This is a genomic window from Thioclava sp., from assembly GCF_048263065.1.
GTDB lineage: Bacteria > Pseudomonadota > Alphaproteobacteria > Rhodobacterales > Rhodobacteraceae > Thioclava.
Map to the genome: position 1 here is coordinate 1 of NZ_JBLXEM010000034.1, position 23868 is coordinate 23868.

The following is a 23868-nucleotide window of genomic DNA, read 5'->3' on the forward strand; positions in this document are numbered from 1 at the left end:
GGTCATAGGCTTTGAAATCACCAAAATACTTGGTGATCGCTGCCGTCAGCGTCGTCTTGCCGTGGTCAACGTGACCAATCGTGCCGATGTTGACGTGCGGTTTGTTACGTTGAAACTTTTCCTTAGCCATGATGGCCTCCTGTCATTTCGAAACGAAGGGGAGGCGCCGGTTGCCCGGCGCCAAACCTTACGCGTATTTCTTCTGGATCTCGTCAGAGATGTTCTGCGGCACGGGCTCGTAGTGATCAAAGAGCATCGTGAACACCGCCCGGCCCGAGGACATCGAGCGCAGGTTGTTGATGTAGCCGAACATATTGGCAAGCGGCACGAAGGAATTGATGACGATCGCGTTGCCGCGGGTCTCTTGTCCTTGCACCTGGCCCCGACGCGAGGTCAGGTCCCCAATGATCGAACCGGTGTATTCTTCCGGCGTGACCACTTCGACTTTCATCATCGGCTCAAGCAGTTTTGCCCCAGCCTTGCGCAGACCTTCGCGCATCGCAGCGCGCGACGCGATCTCAAATGCCAGCACCGAGGAGTCGACGTCGTGGAACGCACCATCAAGGAGCTGAACTTTGAAGTCGATAACCGGGAAGCCAGCAAGCGGACCGGAATCCATGACCGATTTGATGCCTTTTTCGACGCCGGGGATATATTCTTTCGGCACCGAACCACCCACGACTTTGGATTCGAACGAGTAACCCTCGCCCGGCTCCGTCGGGGTGATTTCCAGCTTCACGCGCGCAAACTGGCCGGTACCACCGGTCTGTTTCTTGTGCGTGTAATCGATCTCGGTCGCGTGGCTGATCGTCTCACGATAAGCAACTTGCGGGGCACCGATATTCGCCTCAACCTTGAATTCACGCTTCATGCGATCAACAAGAATGTCGAGGTGAAGTTCGCCCATGCCCTTCATGATCGTCTGACCCGATTCAAGATCGGTTTCGACGCGGAAGGACGGGTCTTCGGCGGCCAGACGTGCCAAAGCGAGGCCCATCTTTTCTTGGTCGGCTTTCGTCTTCGGCTCAACCGCGATCTCGATAACCGGATCGGGGAAGGTCATCGTTTCCAGAACCACCTGATTGTTGATGTCACAGAGCGTGTCACCCGTGGTGGTTTCTTTCAGACCGGCCAGCGCGATGATGTCACCTGCAAAGGCTTCGTCGATCTCGTCGCGGTTGTTGGAGTGCATCATCATCATACGACCGATGCGCTCTTTACGACCTTTGGTCGCGTTCAGGATCGAGTCACCCTTCTTCATTTTGCCCGAGTAGAGGCGCGTGAAGGTGAGCGTGCCCACGAAGGGGTCGTTCATGATCTTGAACGCAAGACCCGACAGCGGCTCATCGTCGTCAGCGTGACGTGCGATGTTGCGCTCTTCCGTCTCATCATCAGGCGAGAAGCCCATGTAAGCCGGAACGTCGAGTGGCGAGGGCAGGAAGTCGATGACAGCGTTCAACAGAGGCTGCACACCCTTGTTTTTGAACGCAGAGCCACCCAGAACCGGCACGAAGGACAGCGACAGCGTGCCCTTGCGGACCAGCTTGCGCAGCGTCTCAACGTCAGGCTCTTCACCCTCAAGATAGGCCATCATGGCGTCATCGTCTTGCTCGACCGCGTTCTCGATCAGGTGCGCACGCCACTCGTCGGCGGTTGCCTTCAGATCGTCACGGATCGGACGACGGAACCAGGACGCGCCCAGATCCTCGCCTTCCCAAACCCATTCTTCCATGGTGATCAGGTCAACGATGCCTTCAAGGTGATCTTCTGCACCGATCGGGAAGTTGACCGGAACCGGGGTCGCCCCCGTGCGGTCCTTGATCATCTTCACACAGTTGAAATAGTCAGCGCCGATTTTGTCCATCTTGTTGACGAACACCATCCGCGGAACCTTGTAGCGGTCAGCTTGACGCCACACGGTTTCGGTCTGCGGCTCAACACCGGCGTTGGCGTCCAGCAAAGCAACGGCACCGTCAAGCACAGCCAGCGAGCGTTCGACTTCGATGGTGAAGTCAACGTGGCCGGGGGTGTCGATGATGTTGAAGCGGTGCTTGGGCGTCTGGGGCGCGTCACCGGTTTCGGTGCGCTCCCAGAACGTGGTCGTCGCAGCCGACGTGATGGTGATGCCGCGCTCGGCCTCTTGCTCCATCCAGTCCATGGTTGCTGCACCATCGTGCACTTCGCCGATTTTGTGCGATTTGCCGGTGTAGTACAGGATCCGCTCAGTCGTCGTGGTTTTACCCGCGTCGATATGCGCCATGATCCCGAAGTTACGGTAGAATGAAAGCGGATACTCGCGTGCCATAATGGCGTCCTTCCGTTTTTACCAGCGGTAGTGGCTGAACGCTTTGTTTGCGTCGGCCATCTTGTGCATATCTTCGCGTTTTTTCACCGCAGTGCCGCGCGAGTTCACAGCATCCAAAAGCTCGCCTGCAAGGCGCTCTTCCATGGTGTTCTCGTTGCGGTTTTTTGCGGCGGTGATCAACCAGCGGATCGCGAGCGCCTCACGGCGGATCGGACGCACTTCGACGGGCACCTGATAGGTGGCACCACCGACGCGGCGCGAACGCACCTCGACCGAGGGTTTCACGTTCTCAAGCGCTTCGTGGAACACTTCGATGGGCTCGCGCTTTAGCTTGCCCTCGACGCGGATCAGCGCGCTATAGACAATCCGTTCGGCAACAGACTTTTTGCCGTCCATCATCAGGTTGTTCATGAATTTGGTGAGAATGCGGTCACCATACTTGGCGTCCGGCAAAACTTCGCGCTTTTCAGCGGCGTGACGACGAGACATGTGGTGATCTCCTTACTTCGGACGCTTCGCGCCGTATTTCGAACGGCGTTGACGACGGTCTTTAACACCTTGCGTATCGAGCACACCGCGCAGGATGTGGTAACGAACGCCCGGAAGGTCTTTCACACGACCGCCGCGGATAAGCACAACAGAGTGCTCTTGCAGGTTGTGCTTTTCACCCGGGATGTAAGAGATGACCTCGAAGCCATTCGTCAGGCGCACTTTCGCGACCTTACGCATAGCGGAGTTCGGTTTCTTCGGCGTCGTTGTATAGACGCGCGTGCAAACGCCACGCTTTTGCGGGCACTGCTGAAGGTGCTGCGATTTCGAGCCCTTCACTTTCGGCTGCCGCGGCTTGCGGATCAGCTGTTGAATCGTTGGCATTCCGGTTCCCCGTATCTGCTTGTCAATACTCGCACCCGGTCTCGGATGCGCCACTTCTCGACGGTATTTCGCGCCCATTCGCGAAACGCCAATTCACACCCTCCCCACCCGAAGGCAGAGGAGACTGCGTTGAATTCCAGAGGATCGGGGCTATGGGCCCGGATCGTGACCACTAGAAATCGGTGACCCGGTAGGCACAATGCACCCGTCAGGTAGCGCGGCGTATAGGGGGAGTCGGATGCCTTGTCAACTGCGCCGACCGCGCGAAAGCCGAGCCTGCAAGCGCGCAAGCCAGCCGCCAAAGATCAGCCCCCACAGTAGCCACGCCACGCTAAGGCTGATCATGCCCGCGAAAAACGCGTCCGACAGGAAATGCCGCCCCGTGCCCACACGCTGAAGGGCGATAAAGGCGCTGATAAACACGGCGATTGCTCGGATATAAAACAGCCCCCAGCGCGGCAGCCGGTCGCGCATCGCCTCGCCCCCCAGCCAGATCACCACACTCAACGCCACCGCTGCCGAAACCTCGCCCGAAACGAACGAACAGTTGCGCGCGCATTGATCGGTGAAATCGCCTGCAATCGAGAAGTGATGCGCCCCGCCAAACAGATCGACGTCGGCCGGGCGCGCGCGTCCCGAATTGGATTTAAGCAAGCCGTTGACGATCACCACAGGCGCAAAGAAAAACAGCCCCAGCACAAAGCCCCAAGCCCGTGCGCTCAGCCGCAGCACCCTGCCCCGCCACAACGCCAGCGGCCAGCAGATCAGCGATGCCAGAAACACCAAAATCGCGAGATCCCAGATCCGCTGGCGCAACCATTCCCAAAGCGGATTGGTGATTACTGAAAACCCGGTATCGGCGTTGTAAAATAGCCCCGTCACGAACAGATCGACACCGGGTGCTGCACGAAACACCACGAGCGCCCCAAGCCACAGCGCCAGCAGCATCCAGCCGGTGCGGGCAAGATCAATCTTGGGAACGGACACAGCGCGCCTCCACCAGATAGGGGGCAAAGCCCTTGCCTGCCCAAGTCCCCGACGCCGCCAGATCACCCGCAGGTGCCACAGGCCCCCTGCCACAGTCCGGCGCTTGATTGGCAATCACCAACAGCTTGCCGGTATAGCCCACAGGCAGAGGCCACATCTGCTCGTAATAGCTATGCGCACGCCCCTTGGGAGCGGGCGCATAGACCGTTACACCAGCATCGCGGCCCGTATAAAACAGATCGGCCAGAATATCGCGGTTGGCGGTGTAGATCGGCACGCCATCCGCTTTTGCCAGCGCCAGTATATGCGCGCTTAGATCAACGCGCCCCAACCAGCGTTTGAGCAAGGGTTGCCCGTCTTTGGCAGGCCAAGGCGCCAGCACCGTCAGCAGCGGTATCATCAGCGCGATCACCCCGTTCACCGCCAGCGCCGCGATACGCCAGATCCGCCCCATCACCAAGACCGCCAGCACCGTGCCCGCGAAATACGCGGCAATCGCCCAGTTCGCATAGGCGCGATCCAGCAGCGCCTCAATCGTCACCGCCAATAGCGGCGGGATCGACAGCATCACCAAGCCGCGCTTGCCGGGATCACCCCAACTGACATATCCCAGCAGCAAAGCGCCAAATGTCAAAGGCCCAAACACCGCAAACTGACTGCCAAAGAATTCGCCCATTGAGGGCAGGTCCAGCATCGCGCCGCTGCGCACCCAGCCGACATTGTCCATCGTATGCGAGACAGTCGTCAAATCATGGTTGAGGTTCCACACCACGTTGGGCGCAATCACCAGGCCCGCCGTGACAACCATCACCAGCGCATTGCGCCAGCCCATCCGCCAGCTCGGTGCCACCAGCGCGGCCAGTGCCAAACCGGGGATCAAATAAATCGCGGCATATTTCGCCATAAAGGCCAGCCCCGCGCAGATCCCCGCAACCAGCGCATCCGCCAGCCGCCCGCCCTGCGCCGCGCGATAGGAAAACAGCAGCGCCAGCGCATAGAACGGTGCCATCACCGTATCGGTCGACATTAGAACCGAACCAAGCGCCACAAAGGGCAGCGTCACATAGATCACCGCCGACCACAGCCCCGCACTGCGCCCGCCAATCCGCGCGCCCAACGCCCCCAGCGCCAGCGCGGTCATGCCGTGTAGCACTGGGCCGGGCATACGCACCCAAAACGGCGCGTTCGATCCCACAAGCTCCGTCACCGCGCGGATCAGCCAGCCAATCAGCGGCGGTTTGGAATAATATCCGAAATCTAGATGCTGGCCCCAGAGCCAGTATTGCGTCTCATCGACAAACAGATCGGTGCGGTTAAACGCCAGCGCGATCAGCCGCAGCAACGTGACCGCAGCAACGATCAATAGCGCCGGCGCGAACCAGCTTTGGGGGTCACGCTTCGCGGCGGCGCTTGGCATGGATCAGCCAGAGATTGCGGGAATAGATGAACACGCCCAGAGACTGCCCCAGAATGAACACCGGATCGCGGCGATAAACGGCATAGCTAAACAGCATCAAGCCGCCCGCCAGCGAGAAATACCAAAATGCGACCGGCACGACAGAATCGCGCTGCCGCTCTGAGGCGATCCATTGCACGACGAAGCGACCGGTAAACATCAACTGCGCCAACAGGCCGAAAACGACCCACCACAGCTCGGTCATGCTGTCGACATGCAGCATACTCATCAGCCATTGCATGGGGCTTACTCCTTGCGCGCGATTTCGGTGGCGCGCGCGGTCTTGCGTCGCCGTAGCAACCAAGCCACGCCCATCAGATCGACAACGCCGACAAGCCCGCGTTGCAGATTGTTATAGTTCGACGCCCCGCCCCCGCGCGAACGGTGAGAGACATCGACATGCGCCACCTCCCAGCCATCGCGCGCAAACAGCGCAGGCAGATAGCGGTGCATGTGATTGAAAAACGGCAGACGCAGGAACGCTTCGCGACGAAACGCCTTGAGCCCGCAGCCGGTGTCGCGCGTGCCATCCTTGAGGATCGCCGAGCGAATACCATTGGCGAATTTCGAGGCAAGCTTCTTCGACATAGTATCTTGGCGCCCGACACGCTGCCCCGCCACCAACCCGACCGCGTCAGAACCGGGCGCGCGCAAAGGCGCCATCAGCGCGGGCAACTCGCTGGGCGGGTTTTGCCCATCGCCATCCAGCGTGCAGATGATCGCGCCCTTGGCCGCCAACACGCCCGAATGCACGCCCGCGCTTTGCCCGCCTGATTTGGCGTGATGCAGCAAGCGCAGGTTGGGATGATCGGCCATGCGTGCGCGCACGATGTCGCCCATCCCGTCATCAGAGCCATCATCGACCACGATCACCTCGTAATCGCATACAGGCGCGCAGGCTGCGTCGATCTCGTCGAGCAGTGCGACGATGTTGGTCGCCTCATTCTTGGCAGGGATGACGATAGAAATCTCGGGGGAAATCTCGGGCATGGGGCCGGAACTCGCTTGGGGCGTCGCAGGATCGGCCCCTCATATCTCCGCCGCGCCATCTTGTAAACGATCCTCGGGCCTGCCCACGGTTTCGTGGGCGCGCCGATGCGCGAGATCGCGCGCGCCTCACTACAAAGCGGCCCAAAGGAAAACCCCGCGCGATTGTCTCGCGCGGGGTCATATCAACTCAGCCGTTCGGGGCTGAAATCAATCTCGGCTTTCCGGCGTTTCGACCGGACCGAAATCTGCGTCTGCCTCGACCGGAGCGGCCAGCGCTGCGGCTTCGGCGGCTTCGGCCTGACGAGCCTCAATCACCTTGTTGTCGCGATCGGTTGCGACCTTGCGGACTTTGGTGGTCGCCCCACCCGTGCCCGCCGGGATCAACCGACCAACGATGACGTTTTCCTTAAGACCGACCAGCTTGTCGCGCTTGCCCTGCACCGAAGCCTCGGTAAGAACCCGCGTTGTCTCTTGGAAGGATGCCGCCGAGATGAAGCTGCGCGTTTGCAGCGACGCCTTGGTGATGCCCAACAGCACCGGTTCCCCGGTGGCCGGACGACCGCCACGAGCGATGACCTTGGCGTTCTCTTCATCGAACTCGGCCTTGTCGACATTCTCGCCTTTGAGAAGGGTCGATTCACCCGAATCCAGGATCTCGATCTTTTGCAGCATCTGGCGAACAATCACTTCGATGTGCTTGTCGTTGATCTTCACACCCTGCAGTCGATAGACGTCCTGCACCTCGTCGATGAGGTAATCGGCCAAAGCCTCAATCCCCATGATACGCAAGATGTCATGCGGCGCCGGGTTGCCGTCCATGATGTAGTCACCCTTCTGCACGAAGTCGCCTTCCTGCACCGGGATGTGCTTGCCTTTCGGCACCATGTATTCGGCGGGCTCAAGACCTTCGTCGCGCGGATCAATCGAGAGCCGGCGCTTGTTCTTGTAGTCCTTGCCAAAGCGCACATAGCCATCAATTTCGGCGATGATTGCGTGATCCTTGGGACGACGTGCCTCAAAGAGTTCGGCCACACGCGGCAGACCACCGGTGATGTCCTTGGTCTTGGCACCCTCGCGCGGGATCCGCGCCACAACGTCACCGGCTTTGACCTGTTGGCCGTCTTCGACCGACAGGATCGCATCCACCGACATCGTGTAGATCACCGGGTTGCCCGCATCGTTGCGCACCGGTTCGCCGTCTTCACCCAAGATCAGAACCTCGGGCTTGAGGTCGTTGCCTTTGGGCGCCGAACGCCAATCCGCCACGATCCTTTGGGTCATGCCAGTCGCATCATCGGTATCTTCGCGCACCGAGATGCCCGAAACGAGATCGACGAAACGCACCTTACCGGGTTTATCGGCGATGATCGGCAGGGTGTAGGGATCCCATTCGATCAGCTTGTCGCCGCGCGCGACCTTGGCGCCATCCTTGACGAACACCTTGGTGCCGTAGCCCAGTTTGTGGCTGGCCAGTTCCTCGCCCTGATCGCTGAGGATCGCAATTTGCATGTTGCGCCCCATAACGATCTGGTCGCCTGCCTCGTTGACGATGAGTTGCGCATTGCGGAACTCGATCTTGCCCTCTTGGCTGGCTTCCAGGAACGACTGCGAGCCACCTTGAGCCACGCCGCCCAAGTGGAAGGTCCGCATCGTCAGCTGCGTGCCCGGTTCGCCAATCGACTGCGCGGCGATAATGCCCACCGCTTCGCCTTGGTTCACCAGCGTACCACGTGCCAGATCGCGACCGTAGCAGAGCGCGCAAACGCCTTCTTCGGCCTCACAGGTCAGCGCCGAGCGGATGCGCACCGATTGCACGCCCGCCTGTTCAACGGCATCAGCCTTGCGCTCGTCGATCAATTCGCCCGCGCGCACCAGCACCTCATCGGTGCCCGGAACGTTGACGTCATCGGCTGCGACACGGCCCAAGATACGCTCGGATAGCGGCGAGACGATTTCCCCATCATTGACCGCCGCCGAAGCGGTGATCGCACGATCGGTGCCACAATCATGGCTGCGCACGATGCAATCCTGTGCCACGTCTACCAGACGCCGCGTCAGATAGCCCGAGTTCGCCGTCTTAAGCGCGGTATCGGACAGACCCTTACGCGCGCCGTGCGTCGAGTTGAAGTACTCGAGAACGGTCAGGCCTTCTTTAAAGTTCGAGATGATCGGCGTTTCGATGATCTCGCCATTCGGCTTGGCCATCAAGCCGCGCATCCCGCCCAGCTGTTTCATCTGGGTAACCGAGCCACGCGCGCCCGAGTGCGCCATCATGTAAACCGAGTTCGGTTCCATTTCTGCGCCGTTCTCATCATATTTGGGCGCGGAGATGGTGTTCATCATCGCGTCCGTGACCTGATCGTTACATTTCGACCAAGCATCAACGACTTTGTTGTACTTCTCACCTTGGGTGATCAGGCCGTCCATATATTGCTGTTCGAAATCCTTGACCTGATCGCGAACGCCTTCGACGATATCCCACTTGTTATCGGGGATAACCATGTCGTCCTTACCGAACGAAATGCCCGCCTTGAACGCCTCGCGGAAGCCCATGCCCATGATCTGGTCACAGAAGATCACCGACTCTTTCTGACCGCAGTAGCGATAGACGGTGTCGATTGTGTTCTGCACGTCTTTCTTACGTAGAAGACGGTTGACCAGTTCGAACGGTGCCTTTGCATTCAGCGGCAAAAGCGAGCCCAGACGGCAGCGGCCCGGCGTGGTTTCGAAGCGTTGGAACACCTCGTTGCCGGTCTCGTCGATCTGTTTCACACGGCAAGTGATCTTGGCATGCAGACCCACTTCGCCCGCATTGAGCGCGTGTTCCACTTCCTCGACCGAGCCAAAGGCCATGCCCTCGCCCTTCATGCCTTTGCGTTCCATGGTCACATAGTAAAGACCCAGAATCATATCCTGCGAGGGCACGATAATCGGCGCACCGTTGGCAGGCGACAGCACGTTGTTGGTCGACATCATCAAGACGCGCGCTTCCAGCTGGGCCTCAAGGCTCAGCGGGACGTGCACGGCCATCTGGTCGCCGTCAAAGTCAGCGTTAAAGGCCGAGCAAACCAGCGGGTGCAGCTGGATAGCCTTCCCTTCGATCAGCATCGGCTCAAACGCCTGAATGCCCAGACGGTGCAGCGTCGGCGCACGGTTAAGCAGAACCGGGTGTTCGCGGATTACCTCGTCAAGGATATCCCACACTTCGGGGCGCTCTTTCTCGACCAGTTTCTTGGCTTGTTTGACGGTGCTCGACAAACCCTTCGCCTCAAGACGCGAATAGATGAACGGCTTGAACAGTTCGAGCGCCATCTTCTTGGGCAGACCGCACTGATGCAGTTTCAACTCGGGACCGGTCACAATGACCGAACGCCCCGAGAAGTCCACGCGCTTACCCAAAAGGTTCTGACGGAAGCGACCTTGCTTACCCTTCAGCATGTCGGACAGCGATTTCAGCGGGCGCTTGTTGGTGCCCGTGATCACGCGACCGCGACGGCCGTTGTCAAACAGCGCATCAACCGATTCCTGCAACATCCGCTTTTCGTTGCGCACGATGATGTCGGGCGCGCGCAGCTCGATGAGGCGCTTGAGACGGTTGTTGCGGTTGATCACGCGACGATACAGATCGTTGAGATCCGAGGTCGCGAACCGGCCACCATCAAGCGGCACCAGCGGGCGCAGTTCCGGCGGGATCACCGGCAGCACCGTCAGCACCATCCATTCAGGGCGGTTGCCCGATTCAAGGAAGCTTTCGACGATCTTCAAGCGCTTGATGATCTTCTTCGGCTTCAGCTCGCCCGTGGCTTCCTTCAGCTCTTCGCGCAGCTGCTCGGCAGTCGCCTCAAGGTCGACCGCTGCCAGCATTTCACGAATAGCCTCAGCGCCGATATTGGCGGTGAAGGCGTCGGCGCCATAAGCGTCCTGCGCGTCGAGATATTCTTCCTCGGTCATCAACTGACCATAGGTCAGATCGGTCAGACCGGGCTCGATCACAACGAAGTTCTCAAAGTAGAGAATCCGCTCAAGGCTGCGCAACGTGGTGTCCAGCATCAAGGCGATGCGCGAGGGCAGCGACTTGAGGAACCAGATATGCGCGACCGGCGAGGCCAGCTCGATGTGGCCCATACGCTCGCGGCGGACCTTTTGCAGCGTGACTTCCACACCGCATTTCTCGCAGACAACGCCGCGATATTTCATCCGCTTGTATTTGCCGCACAGGCATTCGTAATCTTTGATCGGGCCAAAGATGCGTGCGCAGAACAGGCCGTCACGCTCGGGTTTAAACGTGCGGTAGTTGATGGTCTCGGGCTTTTTGATCTCGCCAAACGACCATGACAGGATCCGCTCCGGCGAGGCCAGCGAGATCTTGATCTCGTCAAAGGCCTTGGGCTGGGCAAGCGGGTTGAACGGGTTTTGCGTCAGTTCCTGGTTCATCTGTAAATCCTTGAATGAGGGCAGAGGGGAGGGAGTAAGGGCCTAAGCCCTCACTCGTCATCCTCCGCATCCAGGAGTTCCATATTGAGGCCAAGGCCTCGGACCTCTTTGACGAGAACGTTGAACGATTCCGGCACGCCGGCTTCGAAATTGTCCTCGCCCTTGACGATCGACTCATAGACTTTGGTGCGGCCAGCCACGTCATCGGACTTCACCGTCAGCATCTCTTGCAAGGTGTAGGCGGCACCGTAGGCTTCGAGTGCCCAGACCTCCATCTCACCCAGACGCTGACCACCGAACTGCGCCTTACCACCCAGCGGCTGCTGCGTGACAAGCGAATACGGACCGGTCGAACGTGCGTGCATCTTGTCATCGACCAAGTGGTGCAGCTTGAGGAAGTATTTCACCCCAACGGTGACCTTGCGGGCGAATTGCTCGCCCGAGCGGCCATCAAACACCACCGACTGACCCGATTCACTAAAGCCTGCACGCGTCAACGCGTCGTTGATGTCGGCCTCTTTCGCCCCGTCAAAGACCGGGGTTGCAATCGGCACGCCACCGCGAACGGTCTCGGCGCTTTCCAGCAGGCTTTCGTCGTCCATGTCCGAGAAGGCCTCTTGATAGGTCTCATCGCCATAGCCGTGACGCATCGCAGCCTTGACCGGGGTCATGTCACCATCGCGGCGATAGGCCCGGATTGCCTCGTCGATCTGGATGCCCAGACCGCGCGACGCCCACCCCATATGGGTTTCAAGGATCTGACCAACGTTCATGCGTGAAGGCACGCCCAGCGGGTTCAGCACCAGATCGACCGGCGTCCCGTCGGCGAGGAAAGGCATATCCTCGACCGGCACGACCTTGGACACGACACCTTTGTTGCCGTGACGACCAGCCATCTTGTCGCCTGCCTGAAGCTTGCGCTTCACAGCCACGAAGACCTTGACCATCTTCATCACGCCCGGAGGCAGATCGTCGCCCTGACGGACTTTCTCGACCTTGTCTTCAAAGCGCAAATCAAGGGCACGTTTCTGTGCCTCGAACTGATCGTTAAGCGCCTCGACCTCTTTCGCGTCGCCCTCGCTTTCAAGGGCAAGCTGCCACCACTGACCTTTGGACAAGGTGCCCAGCAGTTCTTCGTTGATCTCAGAGCCCGGCTTGACGCCTTTGGGGCCTTTGACGGCCTTTTTGCCCATGACCAGCGTGCGCAGACGCGCGTAGATGTTGCGCTCAAGGATCGCCAGCTCATCGTCGCGGTCACGTGCGAGACGTTCGACTTCTTCCCGCTCGATCTGCAGCGCACGTTCGTCTTTTTCCACGCCATGGCGGTTAAAGACGCGCACTTCCACGATTGTGCCGAACGCACCGGGCGGCAAACGCAGCGAAGTATCGCGCACGTCAGACGCCTTTTCACCAAAGATGGCGCGCAAGAGTTTTTCTTCCGGCGTCATCGGGCTTTCACCCTTTGGCGTGATCTTACCGACAAGAATATCGCCCGGCCCCACTTCGGCGCCGATATACACGATGCCCGCTTCGTCGAGGTTGCGCAGGGCTTCCTCACCGACGTTGGGAATGTCGCGGGTGATTTCTTCCGGCCCCAGTTTCGTGTCGCGCGCCGCCACTTCGTATTCGTCGATATGGATCGAGGTGAACACGTCATCGCGGTGAATACGCTCGGAAATCAGGATCGAGTCTTCGTAGTTGTAGCCATTCCATGGCATGAACGCGACGATCACGTTGCGCCCGATTGCCAGCTCACCTTGATCGGTGGACGGACCATCAGCCACAACCTGACCTTTTTGCACCCGGTCGCCCACTTTGACGACAGGACGCTGGTTGATCGTCGAGGATTGGTTCGACCGTTTGAACTTGCGCAGACGGTAGATGTCCACGCCGGGTTCACCCGCCTCAAGGTTATCCGTCACGCGGATAACGATGCGCTGCGCGTCAACCTGGTCGATGATACCGCCGCGATTGGCCATGATGGCCGCACCGGAATCACGCGCCACGATCGCTTCCATCCCGGTGCCCACAAACGGAGCCTCGGAGCGCAGAAGCGGCACAGCCTGACGTTGCATGTTCGAACCCATCAGGGCGCGGTTCGCATCGTCATTTTCAAGGAACGGGATCAGCGCCGCAGCAACCGAAACAAGCTGCTTGGGCGAGACGTCGATCAGGTCGATGACTTCAGGCGGGTTCAACGAGTATTCGCCCGACTGACGCGTCGAAATCAGATCGCTGGTGAACTTGCCGTTTTCATCAAGCGTCGCGTTGGCCTGCGCCACGGTGTGACGCATTTCCTCGGTGGCCGACATGTAGACCACCTCATCGGTGACCTTGCCATCTTCGACCTTGCGATACGGGGTCTCGATAAAGCCATACTTGTTCACGCGGGCAAAGGTGGCCAGCGAGTTGATCAGGCCGATGTTCTGACCTTCGGGCGTTTCAATCGGGCACATCCGACCGTAGTGGGTCGGGTGAACGTCGCGCACCTCAAAGCCGGCACGCTCGCGCGTCAGACCACCCGGGCCAAGCGCCGAGAGACGGCGTTTGTGGGTGACTTCCGACAGCGGGTTGGTTTGGTCCATGAACTGGCTCAGCTGCGAAGAGCCGAAGAATTCACGCACCGCAGCCGCAGCCGGTTTTGCATTGATCAGATCTTGCGGCATCACCGTGTCGATCTCAACGCTAGACATACGTTCCTTGATCGCGCGTTCCATACGCAGCAGACCGACGCGATACTGATTTTCCATCAGCTCGCCGACCGAGCGCACCCGGCGGTTGCCGAGGTGGTCGATATCATCGATCTCGCCTTTGCCGTCGCGCAGTTCCACCAGCCCACGGATACAGGCGATGATGTCTTCGCGGCGCAAAGTGCGCTGGGTATCAGGCGCGTCCAGATCGAGACGCATGTTCATTTTGACCCGGCCCACTGCGGACAGGTCATAACGATCAGCGTCAAAGAACAACTGGTTGAACAGCCCTTCAGCCGCTTCAACGGTCGGGGGCTCACCCGGACGCATGACGCGGTAGATATCCATCAACGCAGTTTCGCGGTTGAGGTTCTTATCCGCCGCCATCGTATTGCGGATATAGGGACCGACATTGACGTTATCGATGTCAAGGATCGGCACCTCGGTAATCCCGTTATCCACGAGAACCTTGACCGAACCGCCCGACAGTTCTCCGTCTTTATCATATTCCGCGGTCAGCTCATCGCCAGCCTCGATATAGATGAAACCGGTCTCTTCGTTGATGAGATCCTTGGCGCAATAGCGGCCCAGAATGTGATCGAACGGAACCAACAGCTCGGAAATCGCGTCATCGTCACGCCATTTCTTGACCATGCGCGGGGTCGCTTTCTCGCCCGCTTTCAAGATCACTTCACCGCTTGCCGCATCAACCAGATCAAAGGTCGGACGGGTGCCGCGCACGCGATCGGGGAAGAACTTGGTCACCCAGCCGGTCTTGCCCTTTGCGGTGTATTGCACCGTCTCGTAATAGGCATCCATGATGCCCTCTTGATCGAGACCAAGCGCATAGAGCAGCGTCGTTACCGGCAGTTTGCGGCGACGGTCGATGCGCGCGAATACCAGATCTTTGGCGTCGAATTCGAAGTCCAGCCATGAACCGCGATAGGGAATGATGCGGCAGGCAAACAACAGCTTGCCCGAGCTGTGGGTTTTGCCACGGTCATGGTCAAAGAACACGCCCGGAGAGCGGTGCATCTGGCTCACGATCACGCGCTCGGTGCCGTTCACAACGAATGTGCCGTTATTGGTCATCAAAGGCATATCGCCCATGAACACGTCTTGTTCCTTGATGTCCTTGACCGAACGAGCGCCGGTATCTTCGTCGATATCAAACACGATCAGACGCAGCGTCACCTTGAGCGGTGCTGCGTAGGTCATGTCGCGATTCTGACACTCTTCGACATCGTATTTCGGCTTTTCGAGTTCGTATTTCACGAACTCCAGAATGGCGTTGTCGTTGAAATCCTTGATCGGGAAAACCGACTGGAACACGCCCTGAATCCCGTCGCCATCGGTGGGCTGATCAGCCTCCCCCGAGCGCAGGAACAGATCGTATGAAGATTTCTGAACCTCAATGAGGTTCGGCATTTCAAGGACTTCACGGATTTTGCCGTAATAGCGACGGATGCGTTTCTGACCAACGTAAGCTTGAGCCATGCTCTGCGTGACCTTTCGTCTCTTCGCGGCTGCGCAATGTCGGGGCCCATTGCACGCCGCAAGGCGAATGAAGGGGGGCGGTTCCATACCTGCCATCCGTCCCACCGGATAGCTCCCGAACCGCGAACACCGCCTTGGAGAGGGCTTCAAATGCGCAAAGCGCTCTCCAAGACAGGTTCGGCTGGGCCCGGAAATTCCCGGACCCAGCCCTTTTCATGTCGGATGCAAGCGCATCCGGCTCGATTACTTGAGCTCGACTTTCGCGCCAGCAGCTTCGAGTTTCTTCTGAATTTCTTCAGCTTCCGACTTCGAAGCGCCTTCTTTGACTTTGCCGCCAGCTTCAACGAGGTCTTTGGCTTCTTTCAGGCCGAGACCCGTGATGCCGCGAACTTCTTTGATCACGTTGATTTTCTGAGCGCCGGCTTCGACGAGAACGACGTCGAATTCGGTTTTCTCTTCAGCAGCTTCGCCAGCAGCAGCCGGGCCAGCCATCATCACAGCGCCACCAGCAGCGGGCTCGATGCCATACTCGTCTTTGAGGATGGTTTTCAGTTCCTGGGCTTCCAGAAGGGTCAGGCCCACGATTTCTTCGGCGAGTTTTTTCAGATCAGCCATTTCACAGTTCCTAGATTTGGGTTTCCAACGTCGCGGTTTCAAGCCGCTACGGGGCAGGTCGATTGCTTAAGCAGCCTTTTCCTCGATCGAGGACAAGATGCTCGCGATGTTGCTTGCAGGCGCGCCAATGGCACCGGCGATGTTGCTAGCAGGCGCACCAATGCACGACGCGATCTGAGCAAGAAGCTCTTCGCGCGACGGCATATCGGCGACGGCTTTAACACCGGCGATATCCAGAGCCGACTCTCCCATAGAACCACCAAGGATCGAGAGTTTCTCGTTTTCCTTGGCGTACTTGACAACCACCCGCGCCGCGGCGACGGGATCATCAGAGTAGGAAAGTACGGTCATGCCCGTCAGGAAATCAGCGATGCTTGCGCAGGGCTGACCTTCAAGGGCGATCTTGGCGAGCTTGTTCTTGGCAACGCGAACAGACCCGCCAGCTTCGCGCATGCGCGCCCGCAGGTCCTGCATTTCGGCAACCGTCAGCCCCTCGTAGTGGGCAACCACTACGACGCCAGAGCTTGCGAAGATCTGGCCGAGTTCCTCGACCACTTTCTCTTTTTGGGCTCTATCCACAGTTACACTCCAAGTATGAGGGTTTCCCCCCGGCTCTCATTGTCCCGCTTGCGCGGGGTCGGGTCCGAAAGGGCCCGAGCCCAGATCGCCCGAGATCAGCCAAGCGGCCTCCCTCGGAAATGGTCTCGATCCCCATCTCAGGAAGGAAATTAAGCCAGTTTCCCGGCACCCTCCGTCTCGGACAGGTCAGGGCGGTTGCACTATGGCGCCCGCCCCACCATCCACCGGTTTCCCGGTGGAATTCTTTTAGTTGCCGCTTGCGGACGCAACGTCCAGCGACACGCCCGGGCCCATCGTGGAGCTCAGCGACACCTTTTTCATATAGGTGCCTTTTGCGCCAACGGGGCGAGCTTTGGAAACGGCGTCCACGAAGGCGCGCACGTTCTCAACCAGCTTCTCTTCCGAGAACGACACCTTGCCGATGCCACCATGGATGACGCCAGCCTTCTCGACCTTGAACTGGACTTCGCCGCCTTTGGCCGCAGCCACAGCGTTTGCGACGTCCATCGTCACCGTGCCGACCTTGGGGTTCGGCATCAGGTTACGCGGGCCAAGCACCTTACCCAGACGACCGACAAGCGGCATCATGTCCGGGGTCGCGATGCAACGATCAAACTCGATCTTGCCCGACTGGATGGTTTCCATCAGGTCTTCGGCGCCAACGATGTCAGCCCCGGCAGCCTGTGCTTCTTCGGCTTTCGCGCCACGCGCAAACACCGCCACGCGCACCGTTTTACCGGTGCCGTTGGGCAGGGCGACCACGCCGCGGACCATCTGGTCTGCGTGACGCGGATCGACGCCAAGGTTCATCGCGATTTCCAGCGTCTCGTCGAATTTCGCATGTGCGTTCGACTTGATCAGGCTCACCGCCTCAGCGATCGAGAGGTTGTCTTTGCCAGCGAAAGCTTCGCGGGCGGCTTTGGTCCGTTTACCGAGCTTTGCCATGACTTACCCTTTCACCTCGATACCGATCGACTTCGCCGAGCCGAGGATGATGCTCATCGCGCCTTCGATGTCGTTGGCGTTCAGATCAGCCATTTTTGCTTCGGCGATCTGGCGCACTTGGGCGGCCGTGATCGTTGCAGCGGTCACGCGACCGGGGGCCTCAGAGCCCTTCGGACGGTTGCGCTTGCCAACCGGCTTGAGGCCAGCGGCTTGCTTGATGAAGAAGCTCGCCGTGGGCTGCTTGATCTCAAAGGTAAAGGACTTGTCAGCGTAATAGGTGATGATCGTCGGGATCTTCGCCTGCTTGTCCATTTCCTGCGTTTTGGCGTTAAACGCCTTGCAGAATTCCATGATGTTGATGCCGCGCTGACCCAGCGCAGGACCGACCGGCGGGGACGGGTTTGCGCCACCAGCCGGAATTTGCAGCTTCAGCTGCCCAACTACTTTCTTGGCCATTTGGCCCTCTCCTTATCACTGTCACACCCAAAAGGGGCGCGAAGTTTAGTGGTGCGGTCCGGAGTTACCCCCTCGCCTCCCACGATTTACACTCAGGCGGTTTTCTGCACCTGCGTGAATTCCAGTTCGACCGGCGTGGGGCGACCAAAGATCGACACCGTCACCTTCAAGCGGCTTGCCGCCTCGTCCACTTCCTCGACCATGCCCGAGAACCCCTCGAACGGGCCGTCAGTCACGCTCACGTTCTCGCCGATCTCGAAGAAGATCAGGTTGCGCGGAGCCGCCGCTTCACCGGTCTCATCGACGCGGCTCAGGATACGGTTCACCTCGGCATCACCCATCGGCATCGGGCGCCCTTGCGGACCCAAAAACCCAGTGACGCGATTAAGCGAGTTCACAAGGTGATAGCCCTTGTCGGTCATCTCCATGCGCACCAGCACATAGCCGGGCATGAAGCGCCGCTCAGAGGTGACTTTCTTGCCGCGACGGATCTCGATGACTTCTTCCGTGGGCACCAAGACTTCTTCGATCTGATCCTCAAGACCCTGATCAATAACAGCCTGACGGATCCCCTCGGCCACTTTCTTCTCGAAATTCGAGAGAACGCTTACCGAATACCAACGCTTCGCCATGCCGACCTTAGCCCCTTCATACCGACGCTTGCGCGTCGTAAAATTCAAATTTTCCAGCGGGTTAGCCCGCATATCCCGAACAAAAAACAGCGCGCACCACGCGAATCGATGCACGCCGCTTACGGGAAAGTTCCGCCCCTTTACCGCCGTGCGCCATTGATTTCAAGGCCGTTAAAGACACGTTTGTGCGTGCATCGCCCGTTTCGTCACGCAAGCCTGACGACAGCTTAGCTCCCGATCACCGCGGCGACGCCCAGACGGATCACCCAATCCACGAGCGAAAAGAACAACGAGGTCAGTGCAGCCATTGCCAGAACCATACCGGTCGTCAGCATCACCTCACGGCGCGAGGGCCAAGTGACTTTGCCCGCTTCCGAGCGCACCTGCTGAAGAAACTGAAGAGGGTTCGCCATGTTCGTCATCCCTGTAAAGCGCGCCCGTTTCGGCGCTGGCCTGTCTGTATTGGCGCAACCGTTAGCGCGCGACTGCTGCCAGATACGCGCTGCAGGGCAGGATTTCAACCCATTTGCGCGCGCCGACAGGTTTGCGCGCCCTGCCCTAGGCTGCGCCAGCGAAACTTGCGTGGATACATGCAGACTACTGGGCGGCGTGTCGCCCAGTAGTCATACATCATCGGAGCGGATCCAGAACCATCTCTGGCACTTGATCGGGGATTATCAGTTTAGCCGCCGTGGCCGAACGAACCTCATCTACGGCAACTCCTGGCCCTACCTCACGCAGCACAAGGCCGTCCTCAGTCGGCTCAATGACCGCCATCTCGGTTACAATCAGGCTGATCTGGCGCTCTGCTGTCAGCGGAAGTGTGCATTCGGGTACGATCTTGGGGTTGCCCTTCGCCGTGTGCACCATCGACACAACAACCTTTTTTGCGCCAACCACAAGGTCCATCGCGCCTCCCATGCCAGGCACCATTTTGCCCGGCACCATCCAGTTGGCAAGGTAGCCGCGTTCATCCACCTGAAGGCCGCCAAGAACCGTCATATCAAGATGCCCGCCACGGATCAGCCCAAAGGACATGGCTGAGTCGATAGATGCAGCACCGGGCACAGCAGTCACGAAGCCACCACCGGCATCCGTCAGATCAGGGTCTTCCATCCCCTCGGTCGGGCGGGCGCCCAGTCCAATGACTCCGTTCTCCGCCTGAAAAAACACACCCACATTCTCGGGCAAATAGTTGGTCACCAGACTAGGGAGACCAATACCGAGGTTCACCAACATACCGTCCTTCACTTCAAGAGCGACGCGACGGGCAATAATTTCTTTCGCGTTCATATCAGTTATCCCGTTCCAAAAGATGATCGACCAGCACGGCTGGCGTTTTGACCGCATCCGGAGGAATAACCCCAACCGGCACGATCACATGCGGCTCGGCAATCACCGTGTCGCCAGCCAGCGCCATGATCGGATTGAAATTATGCGCCGTCAGAGAATATTCGAGATTGCCCATGTAGTCGGCCTGCTTGGCCGCGACCAAAGCGAAATCGCCACGGATCGGCTTTTCCAAAAGAAACGACTTACCGTCGACTTCAACCTTCTGCTTTTCTTCCTCGACAAGTGTTCCAATGCCCGTCGCGGTCAGAACTCCACCGAGGCCTGTGCCTCCCGCGCGGATGCGCTCGACCAGCGTGCCCTGCGGCACCAGTTCGACCTCAATTTCGCCGGCGATCATCTTGGATTGCGTCTCGGGGTTCAGGCCGATGTGGCTCACGATAGCCTTGGCCACCAGTCCGGCGCTGACCAGTTTACCAATGCCGTGGCCGGGCATGGCGGTGTCATTGGCCACCACCGTGAAGCCCCCCACCCCACGCGCAACCAGCGCGTCGATCATCTGCTCTGGCGACCCCACCGCCATGAAACCGCCAATCAGCAGCACCGCCCCTTCCGGGATCAGCTCTGCGGCAGCTTCGGGTTTTATCGCTGTCTTCATAATCGGTCCTCCTTCCCACCGCGACATCCCCATCTGGGACCGCTTCTCTCTCTGAAGTGGAAACTGAAAGACGTCGATTGCAATGGCGCTGGCAGATTGTTGATCGGACTTGATCTCGCCATAAATTCAATGTGAGGGCATCGCGCAGCAACGGATAGACGACGTTGTGAAAAAGCTTTTGCGGCTGATTGACCTGCAAGGAACCCTGCGCGTCAAGCGCGGCGATAACGAACCTGACCCAATATGGTCCGGAGAACAGTATGCGGGAAATTTCTATACCAAAGCTTCACAAAAATATGAGGCCCAGTATCCGCCCGCTTAGGGCGCAATCATGGCGCGAAGTCGAAAATCTCCGAATCGTCACGGCTTGGCAGGGGCAGAGGGACTCGAACCCACGACCCTCGGTTTTGGAGACCGATGCTCTACCAACTGAGCTATACCCCTATGCCGTGCGGCGGTTGCTAAGCCAGCGCGCAGACGAAATCAAGAGCGATTTGCGCAATTGAGCACCCCAGCTCGCAAGTTCCCTCGGAACAGGCCCCCGCCACGTTGCTCCGTGCAAGCGGCGATGATCACGGGCGGATGAGCCGCCACAAACTGCGGCAAGATGAAAAGGAGATGGCGACGACCAAGATTGCCGACGCAAATATCGTGATCATGGCGACCAATGGCTTCGAGCAATCCGAATTGATGGTGCCGCTTGAGAAACTGCGCGACGGTGCATGTCGCCTCGCTCGATGGCAAGAAGATCACCGGCTGGGATGAAAAGAACCTAGGCAAATCCGTGCCCGCCAATCGCAAGATTGCCGATGTATCCGCCAGCGACTATGACGCCATCATGCTGCCGGGCGGGCAGATCAACCCCGACCTGCTGCGCGCCTTCTTCGACGCAGGCAAGACAGTGGCCGCGATCTGCCACGCGCCCTGGCAGCTGATTGAGGCGTGCATCGCCAAGGGGCGCAAGCTGACCTCTTACCCCTCGATCCGCACCGATGTGGAAAATGCTGGCAGTGAGTGGCATGACCGCGAAGGTCGTCACCAGCGCGCGGCTGCCTGATCGCCGCTATCGGCTCTTGCGTTGGTTCAGCCAGCGCCAGAGCCCCATGATCCCCAGCTGCGCGATCACCAGAATCGCACAGATCACCACCAAAGCCTCAAAAGCTATCGGCGATTGCAGCCCCGGCATCCCACCCAGATTGACCCCGAACAAGCCGGTCAAAAAACCCAGCGGCAGGAACATCGACGTCACCACCGACATCACAAATGTATTGCGGTTCACCCGGTCTGAAAGCTGGCTCGACAGTTCCTCGCGCAAGAGTTGCGCCTGATCGCGCAGTTCATCCATATCTTCGGCGATCCGCGTCATCTTGAACGCCTCTTCCTCGATCTCGCGGCGCGTCACCGCGTCAATGATCGGGCTTTGCGCCTGTGACACCTTAATCAGCGCATCGCGTTGCGGCCCAAGGTAGCGGCGCGCGGCAATCACCTTGAGGCGCAAATCCAGCACGTCATGGCGCACATGATCGCCCTGCCCGCCAAAGACCCGATCCTCCAGCGCTTCGGCATGGGTATCCAGCTCACTTTGAAAGGCGTTGATATTGCCCACAATATCTTCGGTCAGGCGCACCAGAAACGCGCTCGCATCCAGCGGCCCGGTGCCCTCGCGCAACCCGACATTCATCCGCTCGACAGCGCGCACGCGTTTGCGCGAGATCGTCAGAATACGGCGCGTATCCAGATACATCCGCAACGAGACCATATCCTCAGGATCTTCACCCTCGTTGAAGTTGATCGCGCGCAAGATCACCAGCAGCCCGTCACCCACGACGCTCATACGGGGACGCGTATCGACATCCAGCAGCGCCTCGACGGCCTGCGGATCAAGATAATCCAGCTCCTCGCGAATCCAGCTCTGCGCAGACGGGTTCGTGCCATCCAGATGCGCCCAAGCCAGCCGATCATCGCGCAGGGCCGCTGCGATATCAGTAGGACCATCTGGATCAGGCGCGCCAGACAGAACGTGTGAAAAGAGGATTGGATTTTTGGCCATCGCGCGAATGCTAACCTCATGATTTCGCAAATCCTAGCGCAGATCCCCGCCAGCGCAAGCGCGCCGGGATCTAGAATGTTAGCTCACTCAACGGCATCGCCAAGCGTTGCAGCGAAGGATGACCGGTGACGAACCACCTCTTTCAGATAGGGTTTCGCAAACGGGATCAGGAAAAGGTCCATATCATCGCCGCTGCCGTTGGCCGTAGCTAAGGATGCAGCACCGCCCCACAGAACGAGCGATCAAGCTTGCGCCCGGATGGCCTCCTTGAAAAGCTTGCGCTACATTTGCGCCAAAGACCTTTTGTATGAGCTAAAATATGACGAAAGCCTCCACGACACTGGGCGAAAACTCGCCTCTTTCGATGCTAAAGCGCCGCAGTCCAATACACTTAAGTGGTTGCGCAAAGTAGTCTATCTGCTGCTTAACTTCATCCTCCTGACCAGCATTTCCGCGCTGCTTTTGTGGTGGATCGTCCTGCGCCCCGATATCGACCCGACTGTGATGCTCATCGTTTTGCCCGCGCTGATTGCGGCGTGGTTACTCGTCTATTACCGCTTCGGGGGCCACGAACCACATGCCTTGCTGGCCAATGATCGTTTGGGCTTCATGCATGATCTGCGATTGGACGCGAAAATAGCCATTTTTGATGGCAGCAACATTTACCACTTGGGCCACGTGCATGGATTTGATGCGCGCCCGCTTGGCGAGATCGTCAACCAGTTGCGCGATCAAGGATACCGGATCGTTTGCTTTTTTGATGCCAATATCTTTTACACTCTGAGCGAGCACGGCGCATTCCCAAGCCATCAAGCCCATTCCGTAACGCTACTGGAAGATATTTTCGGGCTAAGGCAGGATGAAATCTATGTCGTTCCCAGCGGCGTTCAGGCGGATAAATACGTACTGGAAAGCCTGAAACATTTGCCGATTTCGTTTGCCATAAGCAACGATCAATACCGAGATTATTCCAAGGAATATTCCAGCGTGATGAAAGACAGTCACTGGCGCAAAGGTGTGGTGATCAGAAAAATAAGGTCGAGCTGCTAGGGTATCGCCTGCCAAGCCCGATTCACCTGAATTAATCAGATACAACGGTAAGCGACGAATGGCCGCTTCAAAGCCCGACACCTTTTCCCCCAAAAACAAAAGGGCCACCCAACCGGGCGGCCCTTCCGTTACCATGTGCCCCCAATTAAGCGAGGATTTTCGACACCACGCCAGCGCCGACGGTGCGGCCGCCTTCGCGGATAGCGAAACGCAGGCCGTCTTCCATCGCGATCGGTGCGATCAGTTCGACTTCGAACTTCAGGTTGTCGCCCGGCATGACCATTTCCGTGCCTTCGGGCAGGTTAACGGTGCCGGTGACGTCCGTCGTGCGGAAGTAAAACTGCGGACGGTAGTTCGCGAA

21 protein-coding genes, 1 tRNA gene and 1 pseudogene are annotated in these 23868 nt (G+C 58.7%); 2 read left to right on the forward strand and 21 right to left on the reverse strand.

All coding sequences use genetic code 11. From position 1 onward, the window contains the following. The 19 genes from ACN0SD_RS18455 to ACN0SD_RS18545 form a co-directional block, all read right to left on the reverse strand. Positions 1–130 (reverse strand): GTP-binding protein (locus ACN0SD_RS18455; RefSeq protein ID WP_417809701.1); only part of this gene is annotated, 130 nt, incomplete at its 3' end. A 57-nt stretch (positions 131–187) separates the two neighbouring features. Beyond that, the gene (fusA, locus tag ACN0SD_RS18460) at positions 188–2305 is read right to left on the reverse strand and encodes an elongation factor G (protein WP_417809683.1); all 2118 of its coding nucleotides are present in this window, start codon (positions 2303–2305) and stop codon (positions 188–190) included. A gap of 18 nt (positions 2306–2323) precedes the next feature. Further along, positions 2324–2794 (reverse strand): 30S ribosomal protein S7, encoded by a 471-nt coding sequence (rpsG, locus tag ACN0SD_RS18465; RefSeq protein ID WP_417809684.1) that lies wholly within the window; start codon positions 2792–2794, stop codon positions 2324–2326. Positions 2795–2806: 12 nt separating this feature from the next. Next, a complete protein-coding gene (rpsL, locus tag ACN0SD_RS18470; protein ID WP_038131511.1) occupies positions 2807–3178 on the reverse strand; it encodes a 30S ribosomal protein S12 in 372 nt (123 codons plus the stop codon). A gap of 246 nt (positions 3179–3424) precedes the next feature. Continuing rightward, on the reverse strand, positions 3425–4165 hold the full coding sequence (locus tag ACN0SD_RS18475) for a phosphatase PAP2 family protein (RefSeq protein WP_417809685.1): 741 nt from the start codon (positions 4163–4165) through the stop codon (positions 3425–3427). Further along, the gene (locus tag ACN0SD_RS18480) at positions 4146–5582 is read right to left on the reverse strand and encodes an ArnT family glycosyltransferase (RefSeq protein WP_417809686.1); all 1437 of its coding nucleotides are present in this window, start codon (positions 5580–5582) and stop codon (positions 4146–4148) included. The genes ACN0SD_RS18475 and ACN0SD_RS18480 overlap by 20 nt, the downstream gene beginning before the upstream one ends. After that, complete coding sequence (locus ACN0SD_RS18485) at positions 5557–5862, reverse strand: lipid-A-disaccharide synthase N-terminal domain-containing protein (protein WP_417809687.1); 306 nt, start codon at positions 5860–5862, stop codon at positions 5557–5559. Before ACN0SD_RS18485 ends, ACN0SD_RS18480 begins: the two co-directional genes overlap by 26 nt. Positions 5863–5867: 5 nt before the next feature. Then, entirely contained in the window at positions 5868–6611 is a 744-nt protein-coding gene (locus ACN0SD_RS18490; protein ID WP_417809688.1) for a glycosyltransferase family 2 protein, read from the reverse strand. A gap of 207 nt (positions 6612–6818) precedes the next feature. Beyond that, positions 6819–11045 carry a DNA-directed RNA polymerase subunit beta' gene (rpoC, locus tag ACN0SD_RS18495; RefSeq protein ID WP_417809689.1) on the reverse strand — a complete coding sequence of 1409 codons (4227 nt, stop codon included), beginning with the start codon at positions 11043–11045 and terminating at the stop codon, positions 6819–6821. A gap of 50 nt (positions 11046–11095) precedes the next feature. Then, positions 11096–15232: a DNA-directed RNA polymerase subunit beta gene (gene rpoB, locus ACN0SD_RS18500; protein ID WP_417809690.1), complete on the reverse strand. Its 4137-nt coding sequence runs from the start codon at positions 15230–15232 to the stop codon at positions 11096–11098. Between the two features lie 243 nt (positions 15233–15475). Continuing rightward, a complete protein-coding gene (gene rplL, locus ACN0SD_RS18505; protein WP_417809691.1) occupies positions 15476–15847 on the reverse strand; it encodes a 50S ribosomal protein L7/L12 in 372 nt (123 codons plus the stop codon). Positions 15848–15913: 66 nt separating this feature from the next. Further along, a complete protein-coding gene (rplJ, locus tag ACN0SD_RS18510; protein WP_038131520.1) occupies positions 15914–16426 on the reverse strand; it encodes a 50S ribosomal protein L10 in 513 nt (170 codons plus the stop codon). A 246-nt stretch (positions 16427–16672) separates the two neighbouring features. Then, complete coding sequence (gene rplA / locus ACN0SD_RS18515; RefSeq protein ID WP_417809692.1) at positions 16673–17371, reverse strand: 50S ribosomal protein L1; 699 nt, start codon at positions 17369–17371, stop codon at positions 16673–16675. Between the two features lie 3 nt (positions 17372–17374). Next, complete coding sequence (gene rplK / locus ACN0SD_RS18520) at positions 17375–17827, reverse strand: 50S ribosomal protein L11 (RefSeq protein WP_417809693.1); 453 nt, start codon at positions 17825–17827, stop codon at positions 17375–17377. 92 nt (positions 17828–17919) lie between these two features. Then, positions 17920–18459 (reverse strand): transcription termination/antitermination protein NusG, encoded by a 540-nt coding sequence (gene nusG / locus ACN0SD_RS18525; RefSeq protein WP_417809694.1) that lies wholly within the window; start codon positions 18457–18459, stop codon positions 17920–17922. A 227-nt stretch (positions 18460–18686) separates the two neighbouring features. Further along, a complete protein-coding gene (gene secE / locus ACN0SD_RS18530) occupies positions 18687–18872 on the reverse strand; it encodes a preprotein translocase subunit SecE (protein WP_417809695.1) in 186 nt (61 codons plus the stop codon). A gap of 217 nt (positions 18873–19089) precedes the next feature. After that, positions 19090–19752 carry a 3-oxoacid CoA-transferase subunit B gene (locus ACN0SD_RS18535; protein ID WP_417809696.1) on the reverse strand — a complete coding sequence of 221 codons (663 nt, stop codon included), beginning with the start codon at positions 19750–19752 and terminating at the stop codon, positions 19090–19092. Between the two features lies 1 nt (position 19753). Continuing rightward, positions 19754–20407 (reverse strand): 3-oxoacid CoA-transferase subunit A, encoded by a 654-nt coding sequence (locus tag ACN0SD_RS18540; RefSeq protein ID WP_417809697.1) that lies wholly within the window; start codon positions 20405–20407, stop codon positions 19754–19756. Positions 20408–20775: 368 nt separating this feature from the next. Continuing rightward, positions 20776–20851 (reverse strand) — tRNA-Trp (locus ACN0SD_RS18545). Positions 20852–21107: 256 nt separating this feature from the next. Here ACN0SD_RS18545 and ACN0SD_RS18550 point away from each other — a divergent pair. Continuing rightward, positions 21108–21464, forward strand: coding sequence for a DJ-1/PfpI family protein (locus tag ACN0SD_RS18550; RefSeq protein ID WP_417809698.1), 357 nt, complete (start codon positions 21108–21110; stop codon positions 21462–21464). 6 nt (positions 21465–21470) lie between these two features. On the opposite strand, the gene ACN0SD_RS18555 is transcribed toward ACN0SD_RS18550, so the two are convergent. Next, a complete protein-coding gene (locus tag ACN0SD_RS18555) occupies positions 21471–22457 on the reverse strand; it encodes a zinc transporter ZntB (RefSeq protein ID WP_417809699.1) in 987 nt (328 codons plus the stop codon). 267 nt (positions 22458–22724) lie between these two features. On the opposite strand from ACN0SD_RS18555, the gene ACN0SD_RS18560 reads away from it, so the two are divergent. Beyond that, on the forward strand, positions 22725–23507 hold the full coding sequence (locus tag ACN0SD_RS18560) for a hypothetical protein (protein WP_417809700.1): 783 nt from the start codon (positions 22725–22727) through the stop codon (positions 23505–23507). 145 nt (positions 23508–23652) lie between these two features. On the opposite strand, the pseudogene tuf reads toward ACN0SD_RS18560, so the two are convergent. Beyond that, a pseudogene (gene tuf / locus ACN0SD_RS18565) lies at positions 23653–23868 on the reverse strand (elongation factor Tu); the annotation flags it as partial.